We start from the raw sequence: 18,961 nt of genomic DNA on the forward strand, positions 1-18,961 counted from the left end.
GGTTCGCGTTTAGGACTAACCCTGATGAGGTTAGCGTTAAAGCACTACGAGCGACGAACCCTTGCGGGTTCGCGCTTACATGAACCGGACATGAATGGCCGGTTCGCAAAAAGTTCAGACACGAAAAGGCATTTTGCAATCATTGGTTCGCCAATCATCAATTCAAGGGGCCAGCGGCCCACAACACGGAGAGAGACGATGTTCAATCAGATCAAGACGGCAGCCCTTTCGGCCCTTGTCGGGCTGGGCACGCTCGGAGCCATCCCGGCGGCGCATGCGGACAGCCTCTATCTCGGCTTCGGCAACAACCAGGATCCGCGTTTCGGCGTCTACACCGGCGACGATGACGATGGGTATTACCGCCGCGATCGCGACTGGCGCCGCCGCGGCTGCTCGCCGGACCGCGCGCTCGACAAGGCCGAGCGCATGGGCCTGCACCGCGTCCGCATCGTCGACATCACCCGGCGCACGGTGAAGGTGGCCGGCCGTCAGTATGGCGACCGCGTGGTGGTGGTCTTCGCCAATGAGCGCGGCTGCCCGATCATCTATCGCTGAGGCTGGATCGGCAAAGGACGATCCTCTCCGCGGATCCGCTATGGACATGACGTTTGCAACGTCAGTCCTGAAGCACGATCCTCTGCGAGGATCAGCTATGGACATGACCTTCTGCGAAGGTCGGTCCGGAAGGACGATCCTCTGCGAGGATCGCCTATAAGTACGATCTTCTGCGAAGATCGACTTTGAGTAGTGGGCCCCTTCAGCCAGTGCTGAGGCGCGCGGCTCGAAAAACCCCGGAGGATCGGTGTCCCTCCGGGGTTTTTTGTCTGCGGTCCGACGATGGAAGCAGGTGACCTGTTATTTCAGCTCGAACGTGACGGTGACCTGGACAGAATAGGAATTCTCGCCGGCCTGCACCGGCACGGCCGCCCGGGCTGCATCGAACGCCTTGGCGTTCATCGGCATCGGCACCGGCGCGACGTTCTGGTCGGTGATCTCGATCACCCGGCCGAGGCTGACGCCGGCGGCCTCGGCGAGCGTCTTGGCCTTGGCGATCGCGTCCGCAACCGCCTTCTTGCGCGCCTCGACGATGGTGGCCTTCGGATCGTCATTGGTGAAGGCGATGCCGCCGCCCTGGTTGACGCCGAGCGACACCGCCTTGTCGAGGATATCGCCGGTCTTGTCGACATCGCGCACGCGCACCGACAGCGTGTTCGTCACCTGGTAGGCGACGAGCTCGGCTTCCTGGCTGCCGTCTGCCTTGTTGGTGTAGTTGTAGCGCGGATTGATCTGGATGCCTGCCGTCTGCAGGTCGCGATCGGCGATGCCGGCCGATTTCATCGCCGCGATCACGGCCGCCATGGCGTCGTTGTTGGCATCGAGCGCAGCGCGCGCGGTCTTTGCCTCGCGCATGACGCTGAGCGTCAGCATCGCGATATCCGGCGCAACGGTCGCTTCGCCTTCGCCCGAGACGACAATGCGCGGAGGCGGCGGGGTGTCGGCAGCGCTTGCCAGCGCCGGAAACGCGATCGCGGCCGCGAGCGCGACAGGCAAAAGATGTCTGGTCATGAAAACTCCTCGAGATCTGCGATCCGATATCCCCGCCGCCTCCGTCCCGACTCGGAAAAAAGTGTCGATTGCCGGCAGTGCGGTGCAGGCCCGGACCTGTTCACGCGCCTTATGGGCGCGCACGCCGCTGTACGGAGCGAATATGGGCTGATTTTGGCGTTTGCCGCCAGTGCTTTCGAAAGCCTTGTGCCGCGCGGCGAAAAACACTAAGCCAGCCCGCGTGGGGCCTGTAGCTCAATGGTTAGAGCCGGCGGCTCATAACCGCTTGGTTGGGGGTTCGAGTCCCTCCGGGCCCACCATGACCTTTGATTTTGTTGATTAAAATTGGCATTTGCCCACGCCTTGCCCACGCTTTGCCCACGCTAATAAGCAGCTAAGGTGTCCTGCGGTCATGACCTTTGACCAGTTCGCTATGGGTTTTCACCGGACGATGCGCAAGTTGGGCCGCCGCTTCATCTGATCGCGCTGTTCTTCGCGCTGGTTGATCGCTCTGGCGATGTCGACCGCAATTCGCTTTTTGTTCGCCTCACGGACATATTCGTCTGTGACCGTCATGGAGGAATGTCCCATTGCGTCCATTATGGCACGCGCCTGTATGTTGCACTCGGCAAGGTAGGTCCCGAAGGTCCGTCGCAATCCATGAAGCGTATAGCCTTCAGGTATCCCCGCCTGCCGGGTCCAGTGCTGCATCATGCCGGACAGACTTTTTTCCGAGAATGCCCTGCCATAAGCGCTCTTCAAGACGGTGCCACCTTTGGAGCGGTCCAGCGGTTCCAACGCCGCGGCTAGTTTGTCCACGACTGGAATAAACATCTCCCGCCCACCGTGGCGATTGCGGTTCTTCCTCTGACGGAAATCAAAGGCTTCGATCTGCGCCAACGAGCCATCAAACAGCTCGATCTCCTCGCTCACCAGATCGTCCCATTCGAGAGCAGCGATATCGCCGCGCCGATTGCCCAGCCAGAAACCAAGCGCGTAGCAGGTTCGCGCGGCTGTGCCGATTAGGTGTCGCGCTTCGTACTTTTCTCGGATCGCGATCGGCCAAGCGGGATTCTTGGTCGATTTGGGCACACGCACGCGGATCGATAGTGAGGGGTCGTCTTGAGGCTTGATCCAATTCTCCAGTTCGATCGCGACCCAGAGTAGCTTCTTGATCGCTACGAGAAGGTGCTTGGCAACTGTCCGATTGGCAACGAAGATGCCCTCGATAATTGCGCGCAGACGATCAGCATCAAGATGTTCCACCGGCGTGTCGCGCCAGGTCAACGGGTAGGCGGGATCGACCCGCAGTTCGAGAAAGCGTTCGATGAGCCGCGCATTCTTCAGCCTCGTTGCCTCATCAAAATCCAACCACTCCATCGTAGTTTCGAGTCGCCGTGCTGCATGCCCGAACGTACGGGGCAGGGCACGCCCGGGCATGTTAATTATTTCCGACCCGCCTGCGCGGCCTTCGACAGCACGCTGGTAGGTGGCCTCAAACGCTTCGTCACCGGGCCGGCCGGGTAACGTTATTTGTCGTGCATGGCGATTGGCTCGAAAACGCCAGTACTCCTTGCCGTTGACCATGCGCGAAGATGCGCCAGGGTAGTCAGGATGCTTCGCCATCAACTCTCCTTCGAGGCCTTGGCTGGAGACTCGCCGCGCGGCAACTCCTCGCTACTACTCTCCATCGCGATACGCAGGAGTAACGGGTATGGAAATCCTCTGCCTTGCTCGATGCCTTCAAAGGTGCGTTTTGGAATACCGAGCACCTTTGCAGCGGCTCCGGCTGTAAGCCGTCTGTAGGTTCGCCAAGCTTTCACTTCTTGTGCAAGCTTTTCACGCTCGTTCATAACGCGGCTTCCACCCAAGCATGAGCGTATCACCCTAGCTGCGAATACGCAAACAGCGTATCACGGGGCTCTTCTCGCGGCTTTTTTGCTTCGATCCAGTAGCTCTTGAAGGCCATTGTTTTTATCCGGCAGAGAACTGAACGCGATATCAAGTGCCACACGGTCCCAGATTGCACGACTGTTAACCCGTTTAGGTTTCGGCATACGCCCATCAGCGACCATCTCGTCGAAAAGCGTCGGCCCGACCCCCACATACCGTGCCGCTTCATCCCGCGAGAGGCCTCGCGGCGGATAGGAAATTGCGTCACTTTTCATGGACACCGTCCTGAAGGTAAGGGTTCTGCGGCGCGGGGTCGTTACGCCAAGAACTCTTGGCCCATTATGCTCCGGGCGTGTTGGTGTCGAAGCACAAGTCCATCCCCGTACCATTCTGCAGCGGTGAGATCGTCATCCCTAAGGATGAGGATTCCCTCGGGCGGAAGCTCTCCGACCAAGTTGGTTCGGTGCAAACTGGTGAGGAGATATGAAACGGACGGATGGCAGAGACTAGACTTACGCTGCCTTAGGGCGGGGAAGCCGACTCACTTCTCGGCACAGGTTCCCAGAATTGGGGTCATCACCTTGACCTGCTCGTCGATGCGCTCGAGGACCTTTGCGGGCATTATCTCGCGCTCGGGCAGGCGCCACCATTGTTCGTTGACGAGTGCGACCGTCTCCGCCACTGCTTTCAGAACCGCTGGCTCGGGCAGCCGCGCCCGGTTCGCGAACGCTTTCCAGCGTGACGCAGTCAGTGCCTTGAATGAACGCTCCCCTCCAAGCGAAAGCGCCATGGCGTCTCCAGGAATATAAGGGACCGTCGACAACACGTCGTAGACTGGAGCAAACGCCGGGCTGTTGCCATCTCCAGGATAGATCAGCGACCAGTTCTTTAGGTGCATGTCGCCGTTGCCGGTCACGGCCGCCAGAGTGAGCCTGCGAACGAATTCGAGAGCTGCGGCAAGTGAAACCGCCGCGTTCAAGGCGGCGGCGATGTCGTGATAAGCGGCTCCCTCATATTTGCGCGAAGGGTAGACGCCAAAGACCTGGGCGAAATCCTCGATATGGATCCTCTGGCCGTCACTGCCCCTGTCAAATCGCTTGACGAGAAGAACCTTGCCCTCCGAAAGTGTGTTAAATTCCTCGGGGATGCCCTCGAAATCGGACCTCTCGACCAACTCGCGTTCAGGAACGTCCATCCCGATCGCCGCTGCAAGAGCAAGATTGGCGAATTCGTTCTCGGAAACACTCGTGAACGCCATCGACGGAAATTTGGCGATGTACCGGCCCTGTTCGTCGTCCATCGGTAATGTAAGGCCCCCGCCCTTTCCCGTGTTCTTCATGACCGACAGCTTCATTTGCACACCGGCGAGCGAGAAACGAGCCTTGGGCTTCTCGTTCAACGCGTCTCTCTTAACTGCAGATGAGCCATCGCCAGGCAATACTTGCACCGCACCGGGCAGATCGGCACCAAGTGCTGCCAGCAGATCGAAATCGTTGCCCGCCCGAACATTACCTTGGTGGTGCTTTTCCATCGCCTCGCGCAATTTATCCTCTGGCAAGAGGTTCGCGAAGAAAGCCGGCAGGACACCAACAAGGGGCTTTGGATCTCTTCGGAGCCCACCGGTTGCCGAACGAAACGATAAACTGAGAATTGGGAAACCGCCCGTTGCGCGATATGCCTCTTCAAAGTTGAACGCATTGAAGTCGCCCGGCGTGCGAACGATCGTGCCGATCTTGAACTTATCCAGAAGCACGTTGAGCGACTGGACCGTCCTAGGGGGTTGACTGATTGGAGCCATGATCGTCCTCGTCGGGCAGAGAAACAAAGGCGGGCAGATCGTCAGTGTCATGCGGACGTGACAAGGCCAGAACAGCAGGAACGACGGCTTGGGGGACCAGCATCATTTCCAAACCTAGCGAGCGGGCGATATTGATAAGGGTCGTGGCCCTCGCCGCAGCAGTTCCCTTTTCGATGTCTCGGTAGCGCGGACGTGATATCCCGGCCAGATCTGCGACCTGCTCCTGCGTCATTGCGGCAGCAAGCCTTGCGTTCTTAAGAAGCTCTCCTATCTCCCGCAAACTTTCCGATTCAGAACTCATCATGATACCTTAACGGACCATTATCAGGACAGTTGATATGAAAACATATCATCTGTGGGCTGTCAAGGATGAGGATACGTTTGCGTATCAATTCGAGCGTCGAGGATACGTAAAAAGATCATATGGAAAGCTGACCGATGCGCCAGCTCAGGTGCAATAGCTGGGGCTTGTCAAATATTCGGGAAGACTGTGACGCGCGTCGCCTATGCTAGCAGGCACTTGCGAAAGCCAGCCCGGTTCAAACGGCAGATCCCGCCGAAGCTGCTCCTTGAACCGCTCCATCGTCTAGCGTGGAATAAAACGACCAGCAATGCAGGTGCTGCAACGGCCATACACCATCGTCGGCCCGAATCCTGAGGAGTCGCATGATCTGAAGCCTTGATAGAAACCCGCCAACGAACCTTCAGACACTCCGGCGCCCAATGCATGTGCGCAGCTAGGGAGAGGTCACGGGCCGGTTTGCCGCTTCCCATCGAGCTCACTCAGGCATTTTGTTGCTTTCAAGTTCACATAGATAATCAGCCCACCATTGCATCATATTGACGCGTTCTTCCCAGTGCTCTGCCCGGGCGTAGGCCCGCCGGACGTCGTTCTTTTCAATGTGGGCCAACTGTCGCTCTATGGCATCTGGATGCCATTTGCCGCATTCATTCAACAGCGTTGATGCCGTCGCTCGGAAACCGTGTGCGGTAGCTTCTTCCTTGCCGTAGCCCATACGGCGCAGGGCGGCATTAAGCGTGTTGTCGGAAATCGGACGCGAACCCGATCGAACACTCGGACACAGTAGCGAACCACTACCAGAGACTTCTCTAAGTGAGCTCAGGATGCTCACGGCCTGTCTCGAGAGGGGTACGCGATGCGGTCGCCGCATTTTCATGCGTGCTTGAGGGATGATCCACACCGAGCTTTCGAAATTGAACTCGTGCCATTCGGCCGCGCGCAGCTCGCCGGGGCGGGGAAATAGCAGCGCCATCAGCTTCAAGGCGGCTCGGGTTGTGGGCTGTCCGTCAAACGAATCGATCGCCCTCAGCAAGCCAGCCAAGGCCTTAGGATCCGTGATAGCGGCACGTGGCGTGACCATTGGGCTGATGAGTGCACCCCTCAGAGCGACCGTCGGATCTGCCTCGGCGCGTGAAGTCGCGATTGCGTATCGAAACACGGTACCAATGGTGGAGCGCAGTCGCCTGGCCGACTCGTATCGACCGCGAACCTCCAAGCGACGAAGGGCGGTAAGGATGGTTGACGGATCAATCTCCCGAATGCACTTGTCGCCAATGGTCGGATAGGCGAAGTCGAGCAGCCACTTGACCTTGCTGATCGTTCGGTCGGCTCGCCCCTCCTTCTTGAGCTTCTCAACATATTCGTTCGCAATTTGCCGAAAGGAATCCTTTGCCGACTCGGCCTTCCGCAAATTGCGTTCCTGTCCGGGGTCGATGCCAGCTAGCAGGAGACGCTTAGCGTCATCGCGCGCCTGACGTGCCTCGGCCAGGGAGAGGAGCGGGTAACTGCCCAGCGCCAGGAGTTTCTGCTTGCCGTGAAAGCGATAGGCGAGTCGCCAAAGGCGAGATCCCGTGGGCTGTACCCATAGCTGGAGCCCGCCACCGTCAGACAGTTTCATGAGTTTGGAAGCGGAGCGAGCGTTCCGGCATTTCACGTCGGAAAGGGCCACTGATCAGATCTCCCTTGGCCGTGTCGATACCATCAGCATGTCCAATACCAACGGAAATACCATCCCCACGCGCCGTTGGACCAAATGCGGCGAAGGCGGCCCAATTGCGCTCAACTGCGCCAAAAGCTCAACGATTTCAGAGGTTTGGAGAGGCTGAAGCGTAGAAGCTTCGGCGAAAGGGAGGGTCGGGAGAAGAGGGGATGGTGCCCAGAGGCGGATTCGAACCACCGACACGCGGATTTTCAGTCCGCTGCTCTACCAACTGAGCTATCTGGGCCTGTGCCGGCTAACGGGATCGCCCGCCGGGTTTCACGAGAGCGCCGGGCGGCGCCCCTTGAAAGCGCGTGGGTTATAGCACGGGAATTCGGCCTGTCCAGCGCTTAGGTGTTGATAAAGAAAAATCGCGGGAAACGGCCAATTGCCGCGCGCGTTCACGGCTCGTCCTTCGGCGAAGGGCCATGCTTCGAGCCGTCGTCCTCTTCTTCCTCATCGTCGCGGCCGGAGATGACGTAGGCGCCCTTCAGCCAGCGATTGAGGTCGATATCCTTGCAGCGCGCCGAGCAGAATGGATAGTGCTCGCGCGCGGAAGGCTTGCCGCATTCGGGGCAGGGCCGCTTCGGTCGGAGCGGCGTGACCTTGTCGCCCGGGCTCATGTGTCGACTATGCTCATGGGCGCGCGACGTGCCAGTTCCGATGCGCCTTGAAGCCCTCGCCGGAAAGCAGCGCCACGCTCTCATAGAGCGGCAGGCCGACCACATTGGTGTAGGAGCCGACCAGCTTGACGACGAAGGAGCCGGCAAGCCCCTGCACGGCATAGCCGCCGGCCTTGCCGCGCCATTCGCCGGAGGCGACATAGGCGTCGATCTCTTCGCGCGGCAGCCGCTTGAAGCGGACCCTGGTTTCCACCAGCCGCTGCCTGAGCTTGCCGCCCGGCGTGATCAGGCAGATGCCGGAATAGACCCGATGCGAGCGGCCGGAAAGCAGGCCGAGGCAGTTCACGGCGTCGTCGATCGTCTCGGCCTTGGGCAGGATGCGGCGCCCGACCGCCACCACCGTATCGGCGGCGAGCACGAAGGCCGGCGCATAGTCTTCCTCGCTCTTCAGCGAGGTCAGCGCCTTCTCGGCCTTTTCCTTGGAGAGGCGTTTCGCCAGCGAGCGCGGATGTTCGGCGCGCAGCGGCGTCTCGTCGACGTCGGCGGGCAGCACGCGGTCCGGCTCGATGCCGGCCTGCTGCAACAGCTCGATCCGGCGCGGCGAACCCGAGGCAAGCACGAGCTTCTGCAGAATGCTCATCGCGGTTCGCGCCAGACTGTTACTTGAAGCGGTAGGTGATGCGGCCCTTGGTCAGGTCATAAGGCGTCATCTCGACCAGGACCTTGTCGCCGGTCAGCACGCGGATGCGGTTCTTGCGCATGCGGCCGGCCGTGTGGGCGATGATCTCATGTTCGTTTTCGAGCTTCACCCGGAACATCGCATTGGGCAGCAGTTCCGTGACCACGCCCGGAAATTCGAGGACTTCTTCCTTCGGCATTCGATACCTTTGCTTGGATGGCGGTTCCGGCGCCTAGAGCATGATGCCGAAAAGTGTCAAGCGGTTTTCGGACGACATCATGCTCTACTTCTTTGATCTGAAGTCGGATGATTCCCGGCCGAACAGACCGGAAATCATCCGACTCCGGCCGGAATTTGCGGCGGAACCTATATGATAATCGCTCGCTTGTGAACATGCTTAGAACCTTTCCGGCCTGGATAGAACCGGCACCTTCCACAGATCGGCTCAATCCAGGCCGGAAAGTTCCCAATCGGCGGCGCTTTTTCACTCCGGCGGCGCGAAACGCTTGGCAATGCGCGATTTCAGCCGCTCGCGCACATCGCGATAGGCCGCCATGATGTGCTCGCGCGTGCCGCCGGTGTCGGTCGGATCGGGCATTGGCCAATACTCGACCTCGACGGCGAGCGAGCGGGTGAGCTCAAGTGCGGCATGGTGCGCTTCCGGCGCCAGCGTCACGATCAGGTCGAAATAATCGTCTTCCAGCTCGTCCAGCGTTCTGGGCTGCCGCTCGCCGAGCGTCAGGCCCTCCTCGGCAAGCACGGCGTCGACGAAAGGGTCGCGCTCGCCGCTGCGCACGCCGGCCGAGGCGACGAAGGTGGTGGCCGGCAGCAGCCGTCGCGCCAGCTGCTCCGCCATCGGCGAGCGCACGGCGTTCATGCCGCACACAAACAGGATCGAATGCGGCAACCCGGTCAGCATCAGAGCATGATCCCGAAAAGTGGGAACCGGTTTTCGGAGAAGATCATGCTCCAACAAAGAGTTAGATCGGGATGGCGATTCAACGAAACGTCATCCTGATCTAGCCCCGCCAGTGCAGCACGCAGACCAGCGTGAACAGCCGGCGCGCCGTGTCGAAATCGATATCGATCTTGCCGGCGAGCCGGTCCATCAGCGTCTGCGAGCCTTCATTGTGCAGGCCGCGCCGGCCCATGTCGATCGCCTCGATGTGGCTGGGCGTCGAGGAGCGGATGGCCTCGTAGTAGCTTTCGCAGATCAGGTAGTAATCCTTGACGATGCGCCGCAGCGGCGTCAGCGACAGGATGTGGGTGACCACGTCGCCGCCGTTCTCGCGGCTGACGGCGAACACCAGGCGCTGCTCGGCCAGCGACAGCTTCAGCCTGTATGGACCGGCGCCATCGTCGTTGACCGGCCGAAAACTGTTTTCCTCGATAAGGTCGAAGATCGCCACCGCCCGCTCATGCTCGACATCGGGCGTCGAACGTCCGATCGATTCGTCGAGCTCGACGTCGATCAGCCTGTGGCGGTTTTGGTGGTGGCCGGACATCGCTACATGTTCAGCCGGATCGCCACGGAGCGTGCGTGCGCGTCGAGCCCTTCCGCCTTGGCGAGCGCGATCGCCGCCGGCGCCAGCGCCTTGAGGTGATCCGGCCCGAGCTTCAGGATCGACGTGCGCTTGACGAAATCGAGCACGGACAGGCCCGACGAGAACCGCGCCGAGCGCGCCGTCGGCAGGACGTGGTTGGAGCCGCCGACATAGTCGCCGATGACTTCCGGCGTGTGCCGGCCGAGGAAGACGGCGCCGGCATTGCGCATTTTGGCAAGGAAGCCTTCGGCGTCGTCGAAGGCGAGCTCGACATGCTCGGCAGCGATCCGGTCGACCAGCGGCAGCGAGGCCTCCAGCGTCGGCACCAGGATCACCGCGCCGAAATCGCGCCAGCTTGCCGCTGCCGTTTCGGCACGCGGCAAGGCCTTGAGCTGGCGTTCGACCGCTTGCTCGACCGCCTTGCCGAATTCGGCATTGTCGGTGATCAGGATCGACTGCGCCGACGCGTCATGCTCGGCCTGGGCGAGCAGATCGGCGGCGAGCCAGTCCGGATCGTTCTCGGCGTCGGCCACGACCAGCACTTCCGACGGCCCGGCGATCATGTCGATGCCGACGGTGCCGAACACCTGGCGCTTGGCCGCCGCGACATAGGCATTGCCCGGCCCGACGATCTTGGCGACCGGCCTGATGGTCTCGGTGCCGTAGGCGAGCGCGGCGACGGCTTGAGCCCCGCCGACGCGGTAGATCTCGGAGACGCCGGCGAGGTCGGCCGCGACCAGCACCAGCGGATTGATGACGCCGCCCGATGCCGGCACCACGATCACGATGCGTTCGACGCCGGCGACTTTCGCCGGCACCGCATTCATCAGCACCGAGCTCGGATAGCTCGCCGTGCCGCCGGGCACATAGAGCCCGACGGCCTCGATCGCCGTCCAGCGCGAGCCGAGCTCGACCCCGGCGTCGTCGGTATAACGGTCGTCCTCCGGCTTCTGCCGCTCGTGGTGGGAACGGATGCGGTCGCGTGCGAATTTGAGCGCCTCGATCGTGGCGGGGTCGGCCGCCGCATAGGCCTTGGCGATATCGTCCCTGGAAACGGCGATGCCGAGCTTGCCGAGATCGGCCTTGTCGAATTTCAGCGTATAGTCGATGAGTGCCTTGTCGCTCTCGGCGCGCACGCGCGCGATGATGCCGCGCACCACGGCCTCGACGTCGGCCGAAACCTCGCGCTTGGTGGTGAGGAATGCCGAGAAACGCTGCTCGAAATCGGCGTCGGTTTGGTTAAGCGTGATGGCCATTGTGCGGGCTCAGGTCCTGTGCGCGGGTCGCGAGGTGGCTTCCCAGGAACCGCCGATATCGGCGAGCCGCGCCTCGATGCACTCGACGTCGAGCATGATCGTGCCGCCCCCCGAAAACACCAGTTCGATGATGCCGGCCGGCTTGCTGATCGCAATGAAGCTGACTGCCAGCAGCGACAGCACCTCGGCCGGCTTGTCGCGTTGAATGCCGCTGGTCTTGGCGCCGAGCACGCGGTCGAAATGCAGGACACTGTGCCGCCGCTCGTTGTGTTGGCGAAAGAGGCCCGATTTCGCCTCCCAGACGAAGCGGTTCATGGTCAGCACGAAGCGCTTGGCCGCCGGCAGGTATTCGAGGTCGGAGACCTTCATCACGGCGTCCTGGACATGAGCCGAGACGATGCTCAGATCCTGGTCGTCGAGCGCGATGAGCTTGAGAGCGGCCATGCGGAATGCGCACCTGAAGGTTGATGGTTCAATCTTCTGTTATGCGGTCTTTCCCGCCGGTGCAACTCGCCCGAAACGGATGCGGCGAAGCGTCAGCCCGAAATCCGCTCGATCACCGCGCCGCAGCCGGAGAGCTTCTCTTCCAGCCGCTCGAAGCCGCGGTCGAGGTGGTAGACGCGGTTGACGGTGGTCTCGCCCTCGGCCGCAAGGCCGGCAATCACCAGCGACACCGAGGCGCGCAGGTCGGTCGCCATCACCGGCGCGCCCTTCAGCTTGGCGACACCGTCGACGATCGCCGTCTGGCCGGAAAGCGTGATGTGGGCACCGAGGCGGGCAAGCTCCTGCACATGCATGAAGCGGTTCTCGAAGATCGTCTCGGTGATGCGCGACTTGCCCTTGGCCATCGTCATCAGACCCATGAACTGCGCCTGCAGGTCGGTCGGGAAAGCCGGGAAGGGCGCGGTCATCACATCGACCGGGGCAATGCCGGCGCCGTTGCGCTTGACGCGGATACCCTCGTTGGTGGGCGTGATCTCGGCGCCGGTCTCGACAAGAACGTCGAGCGCGGTCTGCAACAGGTCGGGCCGCGCGCCTTCCAGCATCACATCGCCGCCGGTCATCGCCACCGCCATGGCATAGGTGCCGGTCTCGATGCGGTCCGGGATGACCCGCACACGCGCCCCGGACAGCGCCTCGACGCCTTCGATGGTGATGGTGGAGGTGCCGGCGCCATGGATCTTGGCGCCCATGGCGATCAGGCATTCTGCGAGGTTGACGATCTCCGGCTCGCGGGCGGCGTTTTCCAGCACCGTCTCACCCTTGGCGAGCGCGGCCGCCATCATCAGCACATGGGTGGCGCCGACCGACACTTTCGGGAACACGTAGCGGTTGCCGACGAGGCGGCCGTTCTTGGTCTTGGCGACGACATAGCCGGTGTCGACGTCGAGCTCGGCGCCCAGCACCTGCAGGCCTTCGAGGAACAGGTCGACCGGACGCGTGCCGATGGCGCAGCCGCCGGGTAGCGACACCTTGGCCTCGCCCATGCGGGCAAGCAGCGGGCCGATCACCCAGAAGGAAGCGCGCATCTTGGACACCAGCTCGTAAGGCGCGGTGGTGTCGACGATGTTGCGGGCGGAGAAATTGATGGTGCGCGAATAGCCTCGCTGCTGCTTCTCGCGCCGGCCGTTGACCGAATAGTCGACGCCGTGGTTGCCGAGGATGCGGATCAATTGCTCGACATCGGCCAGATGCGGCACGTTTTCCAGCGTCAGCGTGTCGTCGGTGAGCAGCGAGGCGATCATCAGCGGCAGCGCCGCGTTCTTGGCGCCCGAGATCGGAATGCTTCCGGCAAGCTTGTTGCCGCCGACAATTCTGATGCGATCCATGAGAGAACGTCCCCTCGGCCCGGACGGGCCGGTTTCAATCGGTTGAGTATGTCCGGCTCTAGACCATTGGCCGGCTTGGTTCAAGAAATAGGATTTCCCCACCCTGTGGACCAACTGTGGCCGGCCAGTGTGGCTGATTTGAGTTACTTTTTTTGCATTTTTCCAGCAGTCGGCAGCCCCTCCGGCCGCTGATCAGGATCGCCTGTGCGTCGGGAACGCGCCTGCGCCTTGCGTTTCTGCAGGTTGGCGCGCAACGCTTCGGCGAGCCGGTCCTTGCGCTCGCCGCCGCTCTTTTTCGGTGGATTTGCCTTATCGTTCATCGTCCGTCCCCGCAGGCGGATAGCCGGCTGTGGTTCCGGCATAGTTAACATCGTGGCGCGGCCATGTCATGGACGCCTGCTCGTCAAGCGGCTTTCAATAGCTGCGGTAATCAACCCATGTCGCCCAAAACTGCCCGGCGGTTTGGGATAATGACATGCGTCGTTTTAAGGTTTTCTTGGCCTTGCGCTTGCCGGTTCGTTATGGCAGAAGCGCCGCCATCGCAGGCTGCGGTAGCTCAGTGGTAGAGCACTCCCTTGGTAAGGGAGAGGTCGAGAGTTCAATCCTCTCTCGCAGCACCAGCCCGCTTCGGGCACCTCCTCTCCCTTGATCAGAGCTGTCATTCGTGTCGACGGCTTCGAGTGCGCCGGCTGCTCAAGGTGGGTCTACCGCCGTTCTTCCCAGGCCCTATGAGAAGCACGGACGGGGGCCTTCTTATTGTCGTCCACGCACCTATTGCGAAAGAAGCCGTGGCCGCAACGCTGCCGGACACTCGCAGCGAGGTTAATTCGAAAATAATCGAAATAATGTTGACAGCCTAAAATCCTGGGGCTAGCCTTATTTCCATGAAACTCGAACAAGCAGCAAAGCAGCTCGAAGCGCTTGGGAATCCAACGCGGCTCAACCTCTATCGCCTGCTCGTCAGAGCCGGCGAGGCAGGCCGGCCCGTGGGGAGTCTGCAAGAGACATTGGGTATCGCTGCGTCGACGCTCTCACATCATTTGCACCGGCTGGTTCTGACGGGATTGGTGACGCAGGAACGGCAGGCGACAACGCTGATTTGCCGCGCCAACTATCCGGTCATGAACAGTCTGATCGGCTTTCTGGCGGACGAGTGCTGCGCGGATGAAGTCTGCACTTCGAATGCGAAAGAAGCCGTGGCCTGACTTTTCTTTTTGCTTGCTAATTCGATAATTCTGGAAGTATGGAAGGTAGAGAAATGACGAATCCTGAAAATCTTCCGGTTGCCGTGATCGGCGGTGGGCCCGTGGGTTTGGCCGCAGCAGCGCAACTTGTCAGCCGCGGAATCCCGGTGAAGCTCTATGAGGTCGGCACCCAAGTCGGGGCGAACCTTCGCGATTGGGGGCACGTCAGGGTGTTCACCCCCTGGCGGCATTGTGTCGACGCAGTGGCCCGCAAGCTTCTCGAGAGCCATGGCTGGCAGATGCCGGATGAGGAAGCATTTCCAACCGGCGGTGAAATCGTCGACCGATACGTCACGCCGCTTGCCAGTCTTCCCGAACTGGCGCCGTCAATTGAGACCAACGCCCGGGTAATCGCCGTCTCGCGATGGGGAGCCGACAAGGTGCTGAGCAAGGGGCGGGAACACAAACCGTTCATGCTTCTGGTCGAGACCGTTGACGGAAGGCGTCGCGACGGCGCTCGCGCGGTCATTGACGCGTCAGGCACCTGGCAGACACCGAACCCGCTGGGCGCGGGTGGCATCCCGGCCGAAGGTGAAACGGAATTCGGGAACCGGATTGCCTACGGCATACCGGATGTCCTCGGGCGGGATCGTCCCCACTACGCCAGCCGCACGACGTTGGTCGTAGGCTCAGGCCATTCCGCTGCCAACGCCCTGCTGGAACTGGCCGAGCTTGCGGAGACCCAGTCGGACACCAGAGCGATATGGTTGACCCGTGGCACCGACCTTGTTCGCATATACGGCGGCGGCGATCTCGACGCGTTGCCGGCCCGCGGTGAACTTGGATCCGACGTCAGAGAGCTTGCCGAGAGCGGCCGGGTCCAACTCGTCACCGGCTTCGCCACGACGGCGATCAGCGAGGCTGATGGTCGCCTGCTGGTGGAAGGGCTGACGACGGACGGAATGCGAAAGGTAGGCCCTGTCGACCGGATCATCGCCGCGACCGGCCAACGCCCGGACCTCTCAATGACCAGAGAGCTTCGACTTGATCTCGATCCGTGGCTCGAAGGTGTCAAAGCGCTTGGTCCGCTTATCGACCCAAACGAGCACTCCTGTGGCGACGTCCCGCCGCACGGTCATCGTGAGCTCAGCCATCCTGAGCCGGGTTTCTACACTGTCGGCATCAAGAGCTACGGCCGTGCGCCGACATTCCTGCTCTTGACTGGCTACGAGCAGGTCCGCTCGGTAGCGGCGGCGATTGCGGGCGACCTGGCGTCTGCAGACGCCGTGCACCTGGCGCTGCCCGAGACCGGGGTCTGCACAGTTACAAGATCGATCTCTTCGATCTCCGCAGCCGCGAAAGGCTGTTGCGGCGGCCCGGCCCCGAAAGAAGTGGATGCCTGCTGCGTTGCCGATGCCGAGGCGAAAGCCGAGGGCAAGAGCGGCTGCGGTTGCGGCGTCGCCGCATGAGCTCGCTGGAGCCAACGACGGCCGGCATGCCGAAGCGTGGCGCCATCATTACGGTCTTGGGCCTCACGCAAATCATGGCGTGGGGCTCGTCCTACTATCTGCCGGCGGTGATCGCCCCAGCCGTGGCGGCGGACACCGGCTGGCCTTTGGCCTGGGTGGTCGGCGGTCTATCGCTCGGGCTGCTCGTCGCTGGTCTGATCTCACCCCATGTCGGCTCATCGATCGAGCGCCGCGGCGGCCGCAATGTGCTCGCGTTCAGCGCGATCTCGATCGGGGTCGGACAGGTTGGTCTGGCGATCGCACCCAACCTCGCCGTCTACATTGTTGCGTGGCTGGTGATCGGGCTTGGCATGGGGGCAGGGCTCTACGACGCGGCCTTCGCCACGCTCGGCCGCCTTTATGGGAACAGCGCACGTTCCGCGATCACCACGCTGACCCTTTTCGGTGGACTCGCCAGCACTGCCTGCTGGCCAATCTCGGCCTTCCTTCTGGCAGAGGTCGGCTGGCGAGGCGCCTGCCTCGTCTACGCGGCCGTGCAGATCCTGCTGGCATTCCCACTTTACCTTGTTGTTGTCCCACGCCTGCCGCCGCGTGCTTCCGCAACAGACCCAACTGAAACCGCGACGGGTGCCGCGGGGAGCAATCCGTCATGGCCGATCATGGTCTTGCTCGCCGTCACGATCACGCTTGCCGCAATCATTTCTTCGACTGTTTCGGTGCACCTGCTGACGATCCTGCAGGCAAGCGGGATGACGCTTGCCGCTGCGGTCGGCCTTGGTGCCTTGGTCGGGCCTGCGCAGGTGACAGCCCGCGCCATTGAGATGGTGATCGCTCGTTATCACCATCCGATCTGGACGAAGCTCGCGTCGGCGAGCTTCGTAACCATCGGTATCTCGTCGCTCTGGATGGGCATGCCAATTTTGCCAGTGGCTCTCGGGTTCTATGGCGCGGGGATTGGCCTTGAATCCATCGCCCGAGGGACACTGCCGCTCGCCCTTTTCGGCCCATCGGGTTATGCAAGGTTGATGGGACGCCTCGCCATGCCCAGCCTGATTGCCCAGGCCGCGGCGCCGTCGATGGGAGCGCTATTGATGCAATGGACCGGCGCCCACGGGACCCTGGCTGTATTGTCCGGCCTTGCGATACTTAACGTTGTATTGGCATCCAGCCTAGGCTGGCTCCTCTTCCAACAACGGCAACAGCACGCCTATTCCACACCGCACTAAGGTGATCGTGATGTTCAAACTGGCGTCCGGCGCAGTGTTACAAAAATTACCGTAAGCTATTGATTTTTCTGTATGATATCAGAGTTCAATCCTCTCTCGCAGCACCAGTCCGCTTTCACGTCTCTCCTGTCCTTTGGTAAAGCTGTCATTCGTTATCGATGACGTCGAGGACGCCAGCTGCCCAGGTGGGTCTACCGCCGTCCTTCCCAGGCCCTATGAAAGGCACGGACGTGCGGCATAAACGTTGGCGCCATTGATGCCTATCAACTTGCTTGACGAGGAGACCGGTATTGCCCCTGTGCCTGCCGATGATGCGCCACTTGAAATCCCCAGACCTGTTTGGCGCGATCGACCGTGTGACGGCCCTTGGTGCGCCGGCTGGCGGGCGTAGGTTTGAGGTCTTCAATCCCTCGACAGGCGAGCTCTTGGCGGAACTTCCCGACATGGGCGTCGAGGAGACGCGCGCGGCGATCGACAAGGCCTATGTCGCTCAGGCCGGATGGGCGGGGCTGACCGCCCGGGAGCGCAGCGAAATGCTATGGCAATGGCATCAGCTGATCGTCACCCACACCGACGACCTCGCGGCGATCCTGACCGCGGAGATGGGCAAGCCACTTGCGGAAGCCAAATCGGAAGTCTCTCACGCGGCCGCCTACTTGCAATGGTATGCCGAGGAGGCCAATCGCATCTATGGCGAGACGATCTCGGCGCCGTCGACGGACCGCCGCATGTTGGTGATCAAGCAGCCGATCGGCGTCGTCGGCACGATCACGCCCTGGAACTTCCCCGCATCGATGGTGGCCCGCAAGATCTCGCCGGCGCTGGCGGCGGGCTGCGCCATCGTGTTGAAGCCCGCCGAGCAGACGCCGCTTGTCGCCGGCGCCATGTTCGCGCTCGCCGCCGAGGCCGGTTTTCCGGACGGTGTCGTGAACCTCGTCTACGCCTCCGAGGGCGCCGCGGTGGGGCGCGAGCTCTGTCACAATCCCAAAGTGCGCAAGATCAGCTTTACCGGATCGACCGAGGTCGGGCGGCTGCTGATGCGCCAGTGCTCGGACCAGATCAAGAAGGTCAGCCTCGAGCTCGGCGGCAATGCGCCTTTCATCGTCTTCGACGACGCCGACATCGATGCCGCCGTGGATGGGGCGATCCAGGCGAAGTTCCGCAATGCCGGCCAGACTTGCGTTTCAGCGAACCGGCTTTACGTGCAATCGGGTGTTCATGACGAGTTCGTCGACAAATTCGTCGAACGGGTTCGCCAGCTTCAGGTCGGTGACGGTTTCGATCCTGGTGTCGCCATCGGCCCGCTGATCGACAGCCACGCGCTCGCCAAGATCGAATCCCACATCGCCGATGCCGTGGGAAAAGGCGGTGCGATCCGCTGCGGCGGAGGAAGGATTGGCGCAGACGGCACTTTTTTCCAGCCGACGGTCCTGACCGATATCTCCAGCGCAATGACGGTGGCGCAGGAGGAGACGTTTGGGCCATTGGCCCCTGTCATCCGCTTCGAGGATGCGGATCAGGTCGTGCGTGAGGCCAATGACACGATCTACGGCCTCGCCGCCTATTTCTATGCTTCCAACCTGAAGCGTGTCTGGCGTGTGGCCGAAGCCCTGGAATATGGCATGGTCGGCATCAACACCGGACGCATGTCCTCGGAAGCAGCACCCTTCGGCGGGATGAAGCAGTCCGGCATCGGGCGCGAGGGGTCCCGCCATGGCCTCGAGGATTACCTTGAGATGAAATATCTCTGCATGGGTGGCATCTGAGGCACAAAACGACCAGGCCGCGCTAGCTGTGGAGCCTCAACAGGTTGTCCTCGGACAATGCGAGGCGACTGATGGGTGTTTTGGATTTTAGGCCGCCATGCGGGCGATGCCAATTGTAGCGATGCATCCAAACGGGCAACTCGGCAGCT

The 18,961-nt window shown here is 61.6% G+C and carries 21 protein-coding genes, 3 tRNA genes and 1 pseudogene; 7 read left to right on the plus strand and 18 right to left on the minus strand.

What is annotated here, in order from left to right:
• Window positions 1–198: 198 nt before the first annotated feature.
• The gene (locus AC4FWB_RS28880; protein ID WP_491029640.1) at window positions 199–555 is read left to right on the plus strand and encodes a hypothetical protein; all 357 of its coding nucleotides are present in this window, start codon (window positions 199–201) and stop codon (window positions 553–555) included.
• 300 nt (window positions 556–855) lie between these two features.
• Here the strand turns inward: AC4FWB_RS28880 and AC4FWB_RS28885 are convergent, their stop codons facing one another.
• Entirely contained in the window at window positions 856–1,566 is a 711-nt protein-coding gene (locus AC4FWB_RS28885; protein WP_491029641.1) for an SIMPL domain-containing protein, read from the minus strand.
• A 223-nt stretch (window positions 1,567–1,789) separates the two neighbouring features.
• Between AC4FWB_RS28885 and AC4FWB_RS28890 the strand changes: the two genes are divergently transcribed.
• Window positions 1,790–1,865 (plus strand) — tRNA-Ile (locus tag AC4FWB_RS28890).
• A 121-nt stretch (window positions 1,866–1,986) separates the two neighbouring features.
• Here AC4FWB_RS28890 and AC4FWB_RS28895 read toward each other — a convergent pair.
• The 16 genes from AC4FWB_RS28895 to AC4FWB_RS28970 form a co-directional block, all read right to left on the minus strand.
• The gene (locus AC4FWB_RS28895; protein ID WP_491029642.1) at window positions 1,987–3,171 is read right to left on the minus strand and encodes a tyrosine-type recombinase/integrase; all 1,185 of its coding nucleotides are present in this window, start codon (window positions 3,169–3,171) and stop codon (window positions 1,987–1,989) included.
• Window positions 3,171–3,398, minus strand: coding sequence for a helix-turn-helix domain-containing protein (locus AC4FWB_RS28900; RefSeq protein WP_491029643.1), 228 nt, complete (start codon window positions 3,396–3,398; stop codon window positions 3,171–3,173). The genes AC4FWB_RS28895 and AC4FWB_RS28900 overlap by 1 nt, the downstream gene beginning before the upstream one ends.
• Before the next feature lie 60 nt (window positions 3,399–3,458).
• Window positions 3,459–3,713, minus strand: a complete 255-nt coding sequence (locus AC4FWB_RS28905) for a hypothetical protein (protein WP_491029644.1) — start codon at window positions 3,711–3,713, stop codon at window positions 3,459–3,461.
• 266 nt (window positions 3,714–3,979) lie between these two features.
• Window positions 3,980–5,236 carry a type II toxin-antitoxin system HipA family toxin gene (locus tag AC4FWB_RS28910; protein ID WP_491029645.1) on the minus strand — a complete coding sequence of 419 codons (1,257 nt, stop codon included), beginning with the start codon at window positions 5,234–5,236 and terminating at the stop codon, window positions 3,980–3,982.
• Entirely contained in the window at window positions 5,211–5,540 is a 330-nt protein-coding gene (locus AC4FWB_RS28915; protein WP_491029646.1) for a helix-turn-helix transcriptional regulator, read from the minus strand. Before AC4FWB_RS28915 ends, AC4FWB_RS28910 begins: the two co-directional genes overlap by 26 nt.
• A gap of 475 nt (window positions 5,541–6,015) precedes the next feature.
• Entirely contained in the window at window positions 6,016–7,206 is a 1,191-nt protein-coding gene (locus AC4FWB_RS28920) for a tyrosine-type recombinase/integrase (protein ID WP_491029647.1), read from the minus strand.
• 201 nt (window positions 7,207–7,407) lie between these two features.
• Window positions 7,408–7,483 (minus strand) — tRNA-Phe (locus tag AC4FWB_RS28925).
• Between the two features lie 154 nt (window positions 7,484–7,637).
• A complete protein-coding gene (yacG, locus tag AC4FWB_RS28930) occupies window positions 7,638–7,859 on the minus strand; it encodes a DNA gyrase inhibitor YacG (RefSeq protein ID WP_491029648.1) in 222 nt (73 codons plus the stop codon).
• 13 nt (window positions 7,860–7,872) lie between these two features.
• Entirely contained in the window at window positions 7,873–8,499 is a 627-nt protein-coding gene (locus AC4FWB_RS28935; protein WP_491029649.1) for a Maf-like protein, read from the minus strand.
• Window positions 8,500–8,518: 19 nt separating this feature from the next.
• Window positions 8,519–8,737 (minus strand): translation initiation factor IF-1, encoded by a 219-nt coding sequence (infA, locus tag AC4FWB_RS28940; protein WP_006200926.1) that lies wholly within the window; start codon window positions 8,735–8,737, stop codon window positions 8,519–8,521.
• 285 nt (window positions 8,738–9,022) lie between these two features.
• Window positions 9,023–9,457 (minus strand): arsenate-mycothiol transferase ArsC, encoded by a 435-nt coding sequence (locus AC4FWB_RS28945; RefSeq protein ID WP_491029650.1) that lies wholly within the window; start codon window positions 9,455–9,457, stop codon window positions 9,023–9,025.
• A gap of 100 nt (window positions 9,458–9,557) precedes the next feature.
• Complete coding sequence (locus AC4FWB_RS28950) at window positions 9,558–10,043, minus strand: UPF0262 family protein (RefSeq protein WP_491029651.1); 486 nt, start codon at window positions 10,041–10,043, stop codon at window positions 9,558–9,560.
• Window positions 10,044–10,045: 2 nt separating this feature from the next.
• Window positions 10,046–11,338 (minus strand): histidinol dehydrogenase, encoded by a 1,293-nt coding sequence (gene hisD, locus AC4FWB_RS28955; protein ID WP_491029652.1) that lies wholly within the window; start codon window positions 11,336–11,338, stop codon window positions 10,046–10,048.
• 9 nt (window positions 11,339–11,347) lie between these two features.
• Window positions 11,348–11,782, minus strand: a complete 435-nt coding sequence (locus AC4FWB_RS28960; RefSeq protein ID WP_491029653.1) for a DUF2948 family protein — start codon at window positions 11,780–11,782, stop codon at window positions 11,348–11,350.
• Between the two features lie 92 nt (window positions 11,783–11,874).
• Entirely contained in the window at window positions 11,875–13,167 is a 1,293-nt protein-coding gene (gene murA / locus AC4FWB_RS28965) for a UDP-N-acetylglucosamine 1-carboxyvinyltransferase (RefSeq protein ID WP_491029654.1), read from the minus strand.
• Window positions 13,168–13,310: 143 nt separating this feature from the next.
• Window positions 13,311–13,487 carry a hypothetical protein gene (locus AC4FWB_RS28970; protein WP_491029655.1) on the minus strand — a complete coding sequence of 59 codons (177 nt, stop codon included), beginning with the start codon at window positions 13,485–13,487 and terminating at the stop codon, window positions 13,311–13,313.
• A gap of 225 nt (window positions 13,488–13,712) precedes the next feature.
• Between AC4FWB_RS28970 and AC4FWB_RS28975 the strand changes: the two genes are divergently transcribed.
• The 5 genes from AC4FWB_RS28975 (at window position 13,713) to AC4FWB_RS28995 (ending at window position 18,812) form a co-directional block, all read left to right on the plus strand.
• Window positions 13,713–13,787, plus strand: a tRNA-Thr gene (locus tag AC4FWB_RS28975).
• 264 nt (window positions 13,788–14,051) lie between these two features.
• Window positions 14,052–14,372 carry an ArsR/SmtB family transcription factor gene (locus tag AC4FWB_RS28980; RefSeq protein WP_491029656.1) on the plus strand — a complete coding sequence of 107 codons (321 nt, stop codon included), beginning with the start codon at window positions 14,052–14,054 and terminating at the stop codon, window positions 14,370–14,372.
• Window positions 14,373–14,425: 53 nt separating this feature from the next.
• Window positions 14,426–15,820, plus strand: coding sequence for an NAD(P)-binding protein (locus tag AC4FWB_RS28985; RefSeq protein ID WP_491029657.1), 1,395 nt, complete (start codon window positions 14,426–14,428; stop codon window positions 15,818–15,820).
• On the plus strand, window positions 15,817–17,046 hold the full coding sequence (locus tag AC4FWB_RS28990; protein WP_491029658.1) for an MFS transporter: 1,230 nt from the start codon (window positions 15,817–15,819) through the stop codon (window positions 17,044–17,046). Before AC4FWB_RS28985 ends, AC4FWB_RS28990 begins: the two co-directional genes overlap by 4 nt.
• 311 nt (window positions 17,047–17,357) lie before the next feature.
• Window positions 17,358–18,812 (plus strand): NAD-dependent succinate-semialdehyde dehydrogenase, encoded by a 1,455-nt coding sequence (locus AC4FWB_RS28995; RefSeq protein WP_491029661.1) that lies wholly within the window; start codon window positions 17,358–17,360, stop codon window positions 18,810–18,812.
• 22 nt (window positions 18,813–18,834) lie between these two features.
• On the opposite strand, the pseudogene AC4FWB_RS29000 reads toward AC4FWB_RS28995, so the two are convergent.
• Window positions 18,835–18,961: pseudogene (locus tag AC4FWB_RS29000) on the minus strand (IS481 family transposase); the annotation flags it as partial.

This window comes from Mesorhizobium sp. LEGMi-168a, assembly GCF_058312955.1.

Coding starts and splice junctions, on each gene's coding strand:
- AC4FWB_RS28880 (WP_491029640.1), top strand. CDS start 199: ATGTTCAATCAGATCAAGACGGCAGCCCTTTCGGCCCTTGTCGGGCTG.
- AC4FWB_RS28885 (WP_491029641.1), bottom strand. CDS start 1,566: ATGACCAGACATCTTTTGCCTGTCGCGCTCGCGGCCGCGATCGCGTTT.
- AC4FWB_RS28895 (WP_491029642.1), bottom strand. CDS start 3,171: ATGGCGAAGCATCCTGACTACCCTGGCGCATCTTCGCGCATGGTCAAC.
- AC4FWB_RS28900 (WP_491029643.1), bottom strand. CDS start 3,398: ATGAACGAGCGTGAAAAGCTTGCACAAGAAGTGAAAGCTTGGCGAACC.
- AC4FWB_RS28905 (WP_491029644.1), bottom strand. CDS start 3,713: ATGAAAAGTGACGCAATTTCCTATCCGCCGCGAGGCCTCTCGCGGGAT.
- AC4FWB_RS28910 (WP_491029645.1), bottom strand. CDS start 5,236: ATGGCTCCAATCAGTCAACCCCCTAGGACGGTCCAGTCGCTCAACGTG.
- AC4FWB_RS28915 (WP_491029646.1), bottom strand. CDS start 5,540: ATGATGAGTTCTGAATCGGAAAGTTTGCGGGAGATAGGAGAGCTTCTT.
- yacG (WP_491029648.1), bottom strand. CDS start 7,859: ATGAGCCCGGGCGACAAGGTCACGCCGCTCCGACCGAAGCGGCCCTGC.
- AC4FWB_RS28935 (WP_491029649.1), bottom strand. CDS start 8,499: ATGAGCATTCTGCAGAAGCTCGTGCTTGCCTCGGGTTCGCCGCGCCGG.
- infA (WP_006200926.1), bottom strand. CDS start 8,737: ATGCCGAAGGAAGAAGTCCTCGAATTTCCGGGCGTGGTCACGGAACTG.
- AC4FWB_RS28945 (WP_491029650.1), bottom strand. CDS start 9,457: ATGCTGACCGGGTTGCCGCATTCGATCCTGTTTGTGTGCGGCATGAAC.
- AC4FWB_RS28950 (WP_491029651.1), bottom strand. CDS start 10,043: ATGTCCGGCCACCACCAAAACCGCCACAGGCTGATCGACGTCGAGCTC.
- hisD (WP_491029652.1), bottom strand. CDS start 11,338: ATGGCCATCACGCTTAACCAAACCGACGCCGATTTCGAGCAGCGTTTC.
- AC4FWB_RS28960 (WP_491029653.1), bottom strand. CDS start 11,782: ATGGCCGCTCTCAAGCTCATCGCGCTCGACGACCAGGATCTGAGCATC.
- murA (WP_491029654.1), bottom strand. CDS start 13,167: ATGGATCGCATCAGAATTGTCGGCGGCAACAAGCTTGCCGGAAGCATT.
- AC4FWB_RS28970 (WP_491029655.1), bottom strand. CDS start 13,487: ATGAACGATAAGGCAAATCCACCGAAAAAGAGCGGCGGCGAGCGCAAG.
- AC4FWB_RS28980 (WP_491029656.1), top strand. CDS start 14,052: ATGAAACTCGAACAAGCAGCAAAGCAGCTCGAAGCGCTTGGGAATCCA.
- AC4FWB_RS28985 (WP_491029657.1), top strand. CDS start 14,426: ATGACGAATCCTGAAAATCTTCCGGTTGCCGTGATCGGCGGTGGGCCC.
- AC4FWB_RS28990 (WP_491029658.1), top strand. CDS start 15,817: ATGAGCTCGCTGGAGCCAACGACGGCCGGCATGCCGAAGCGTGGCGCC.
- AC4FWB_RS28995 (WP_491029661.1), top strand. CDS start 17,358: ATGCGCCACTTGAAATCCCCAGACCTGTTTGGCGCGATCGACCGTGTG.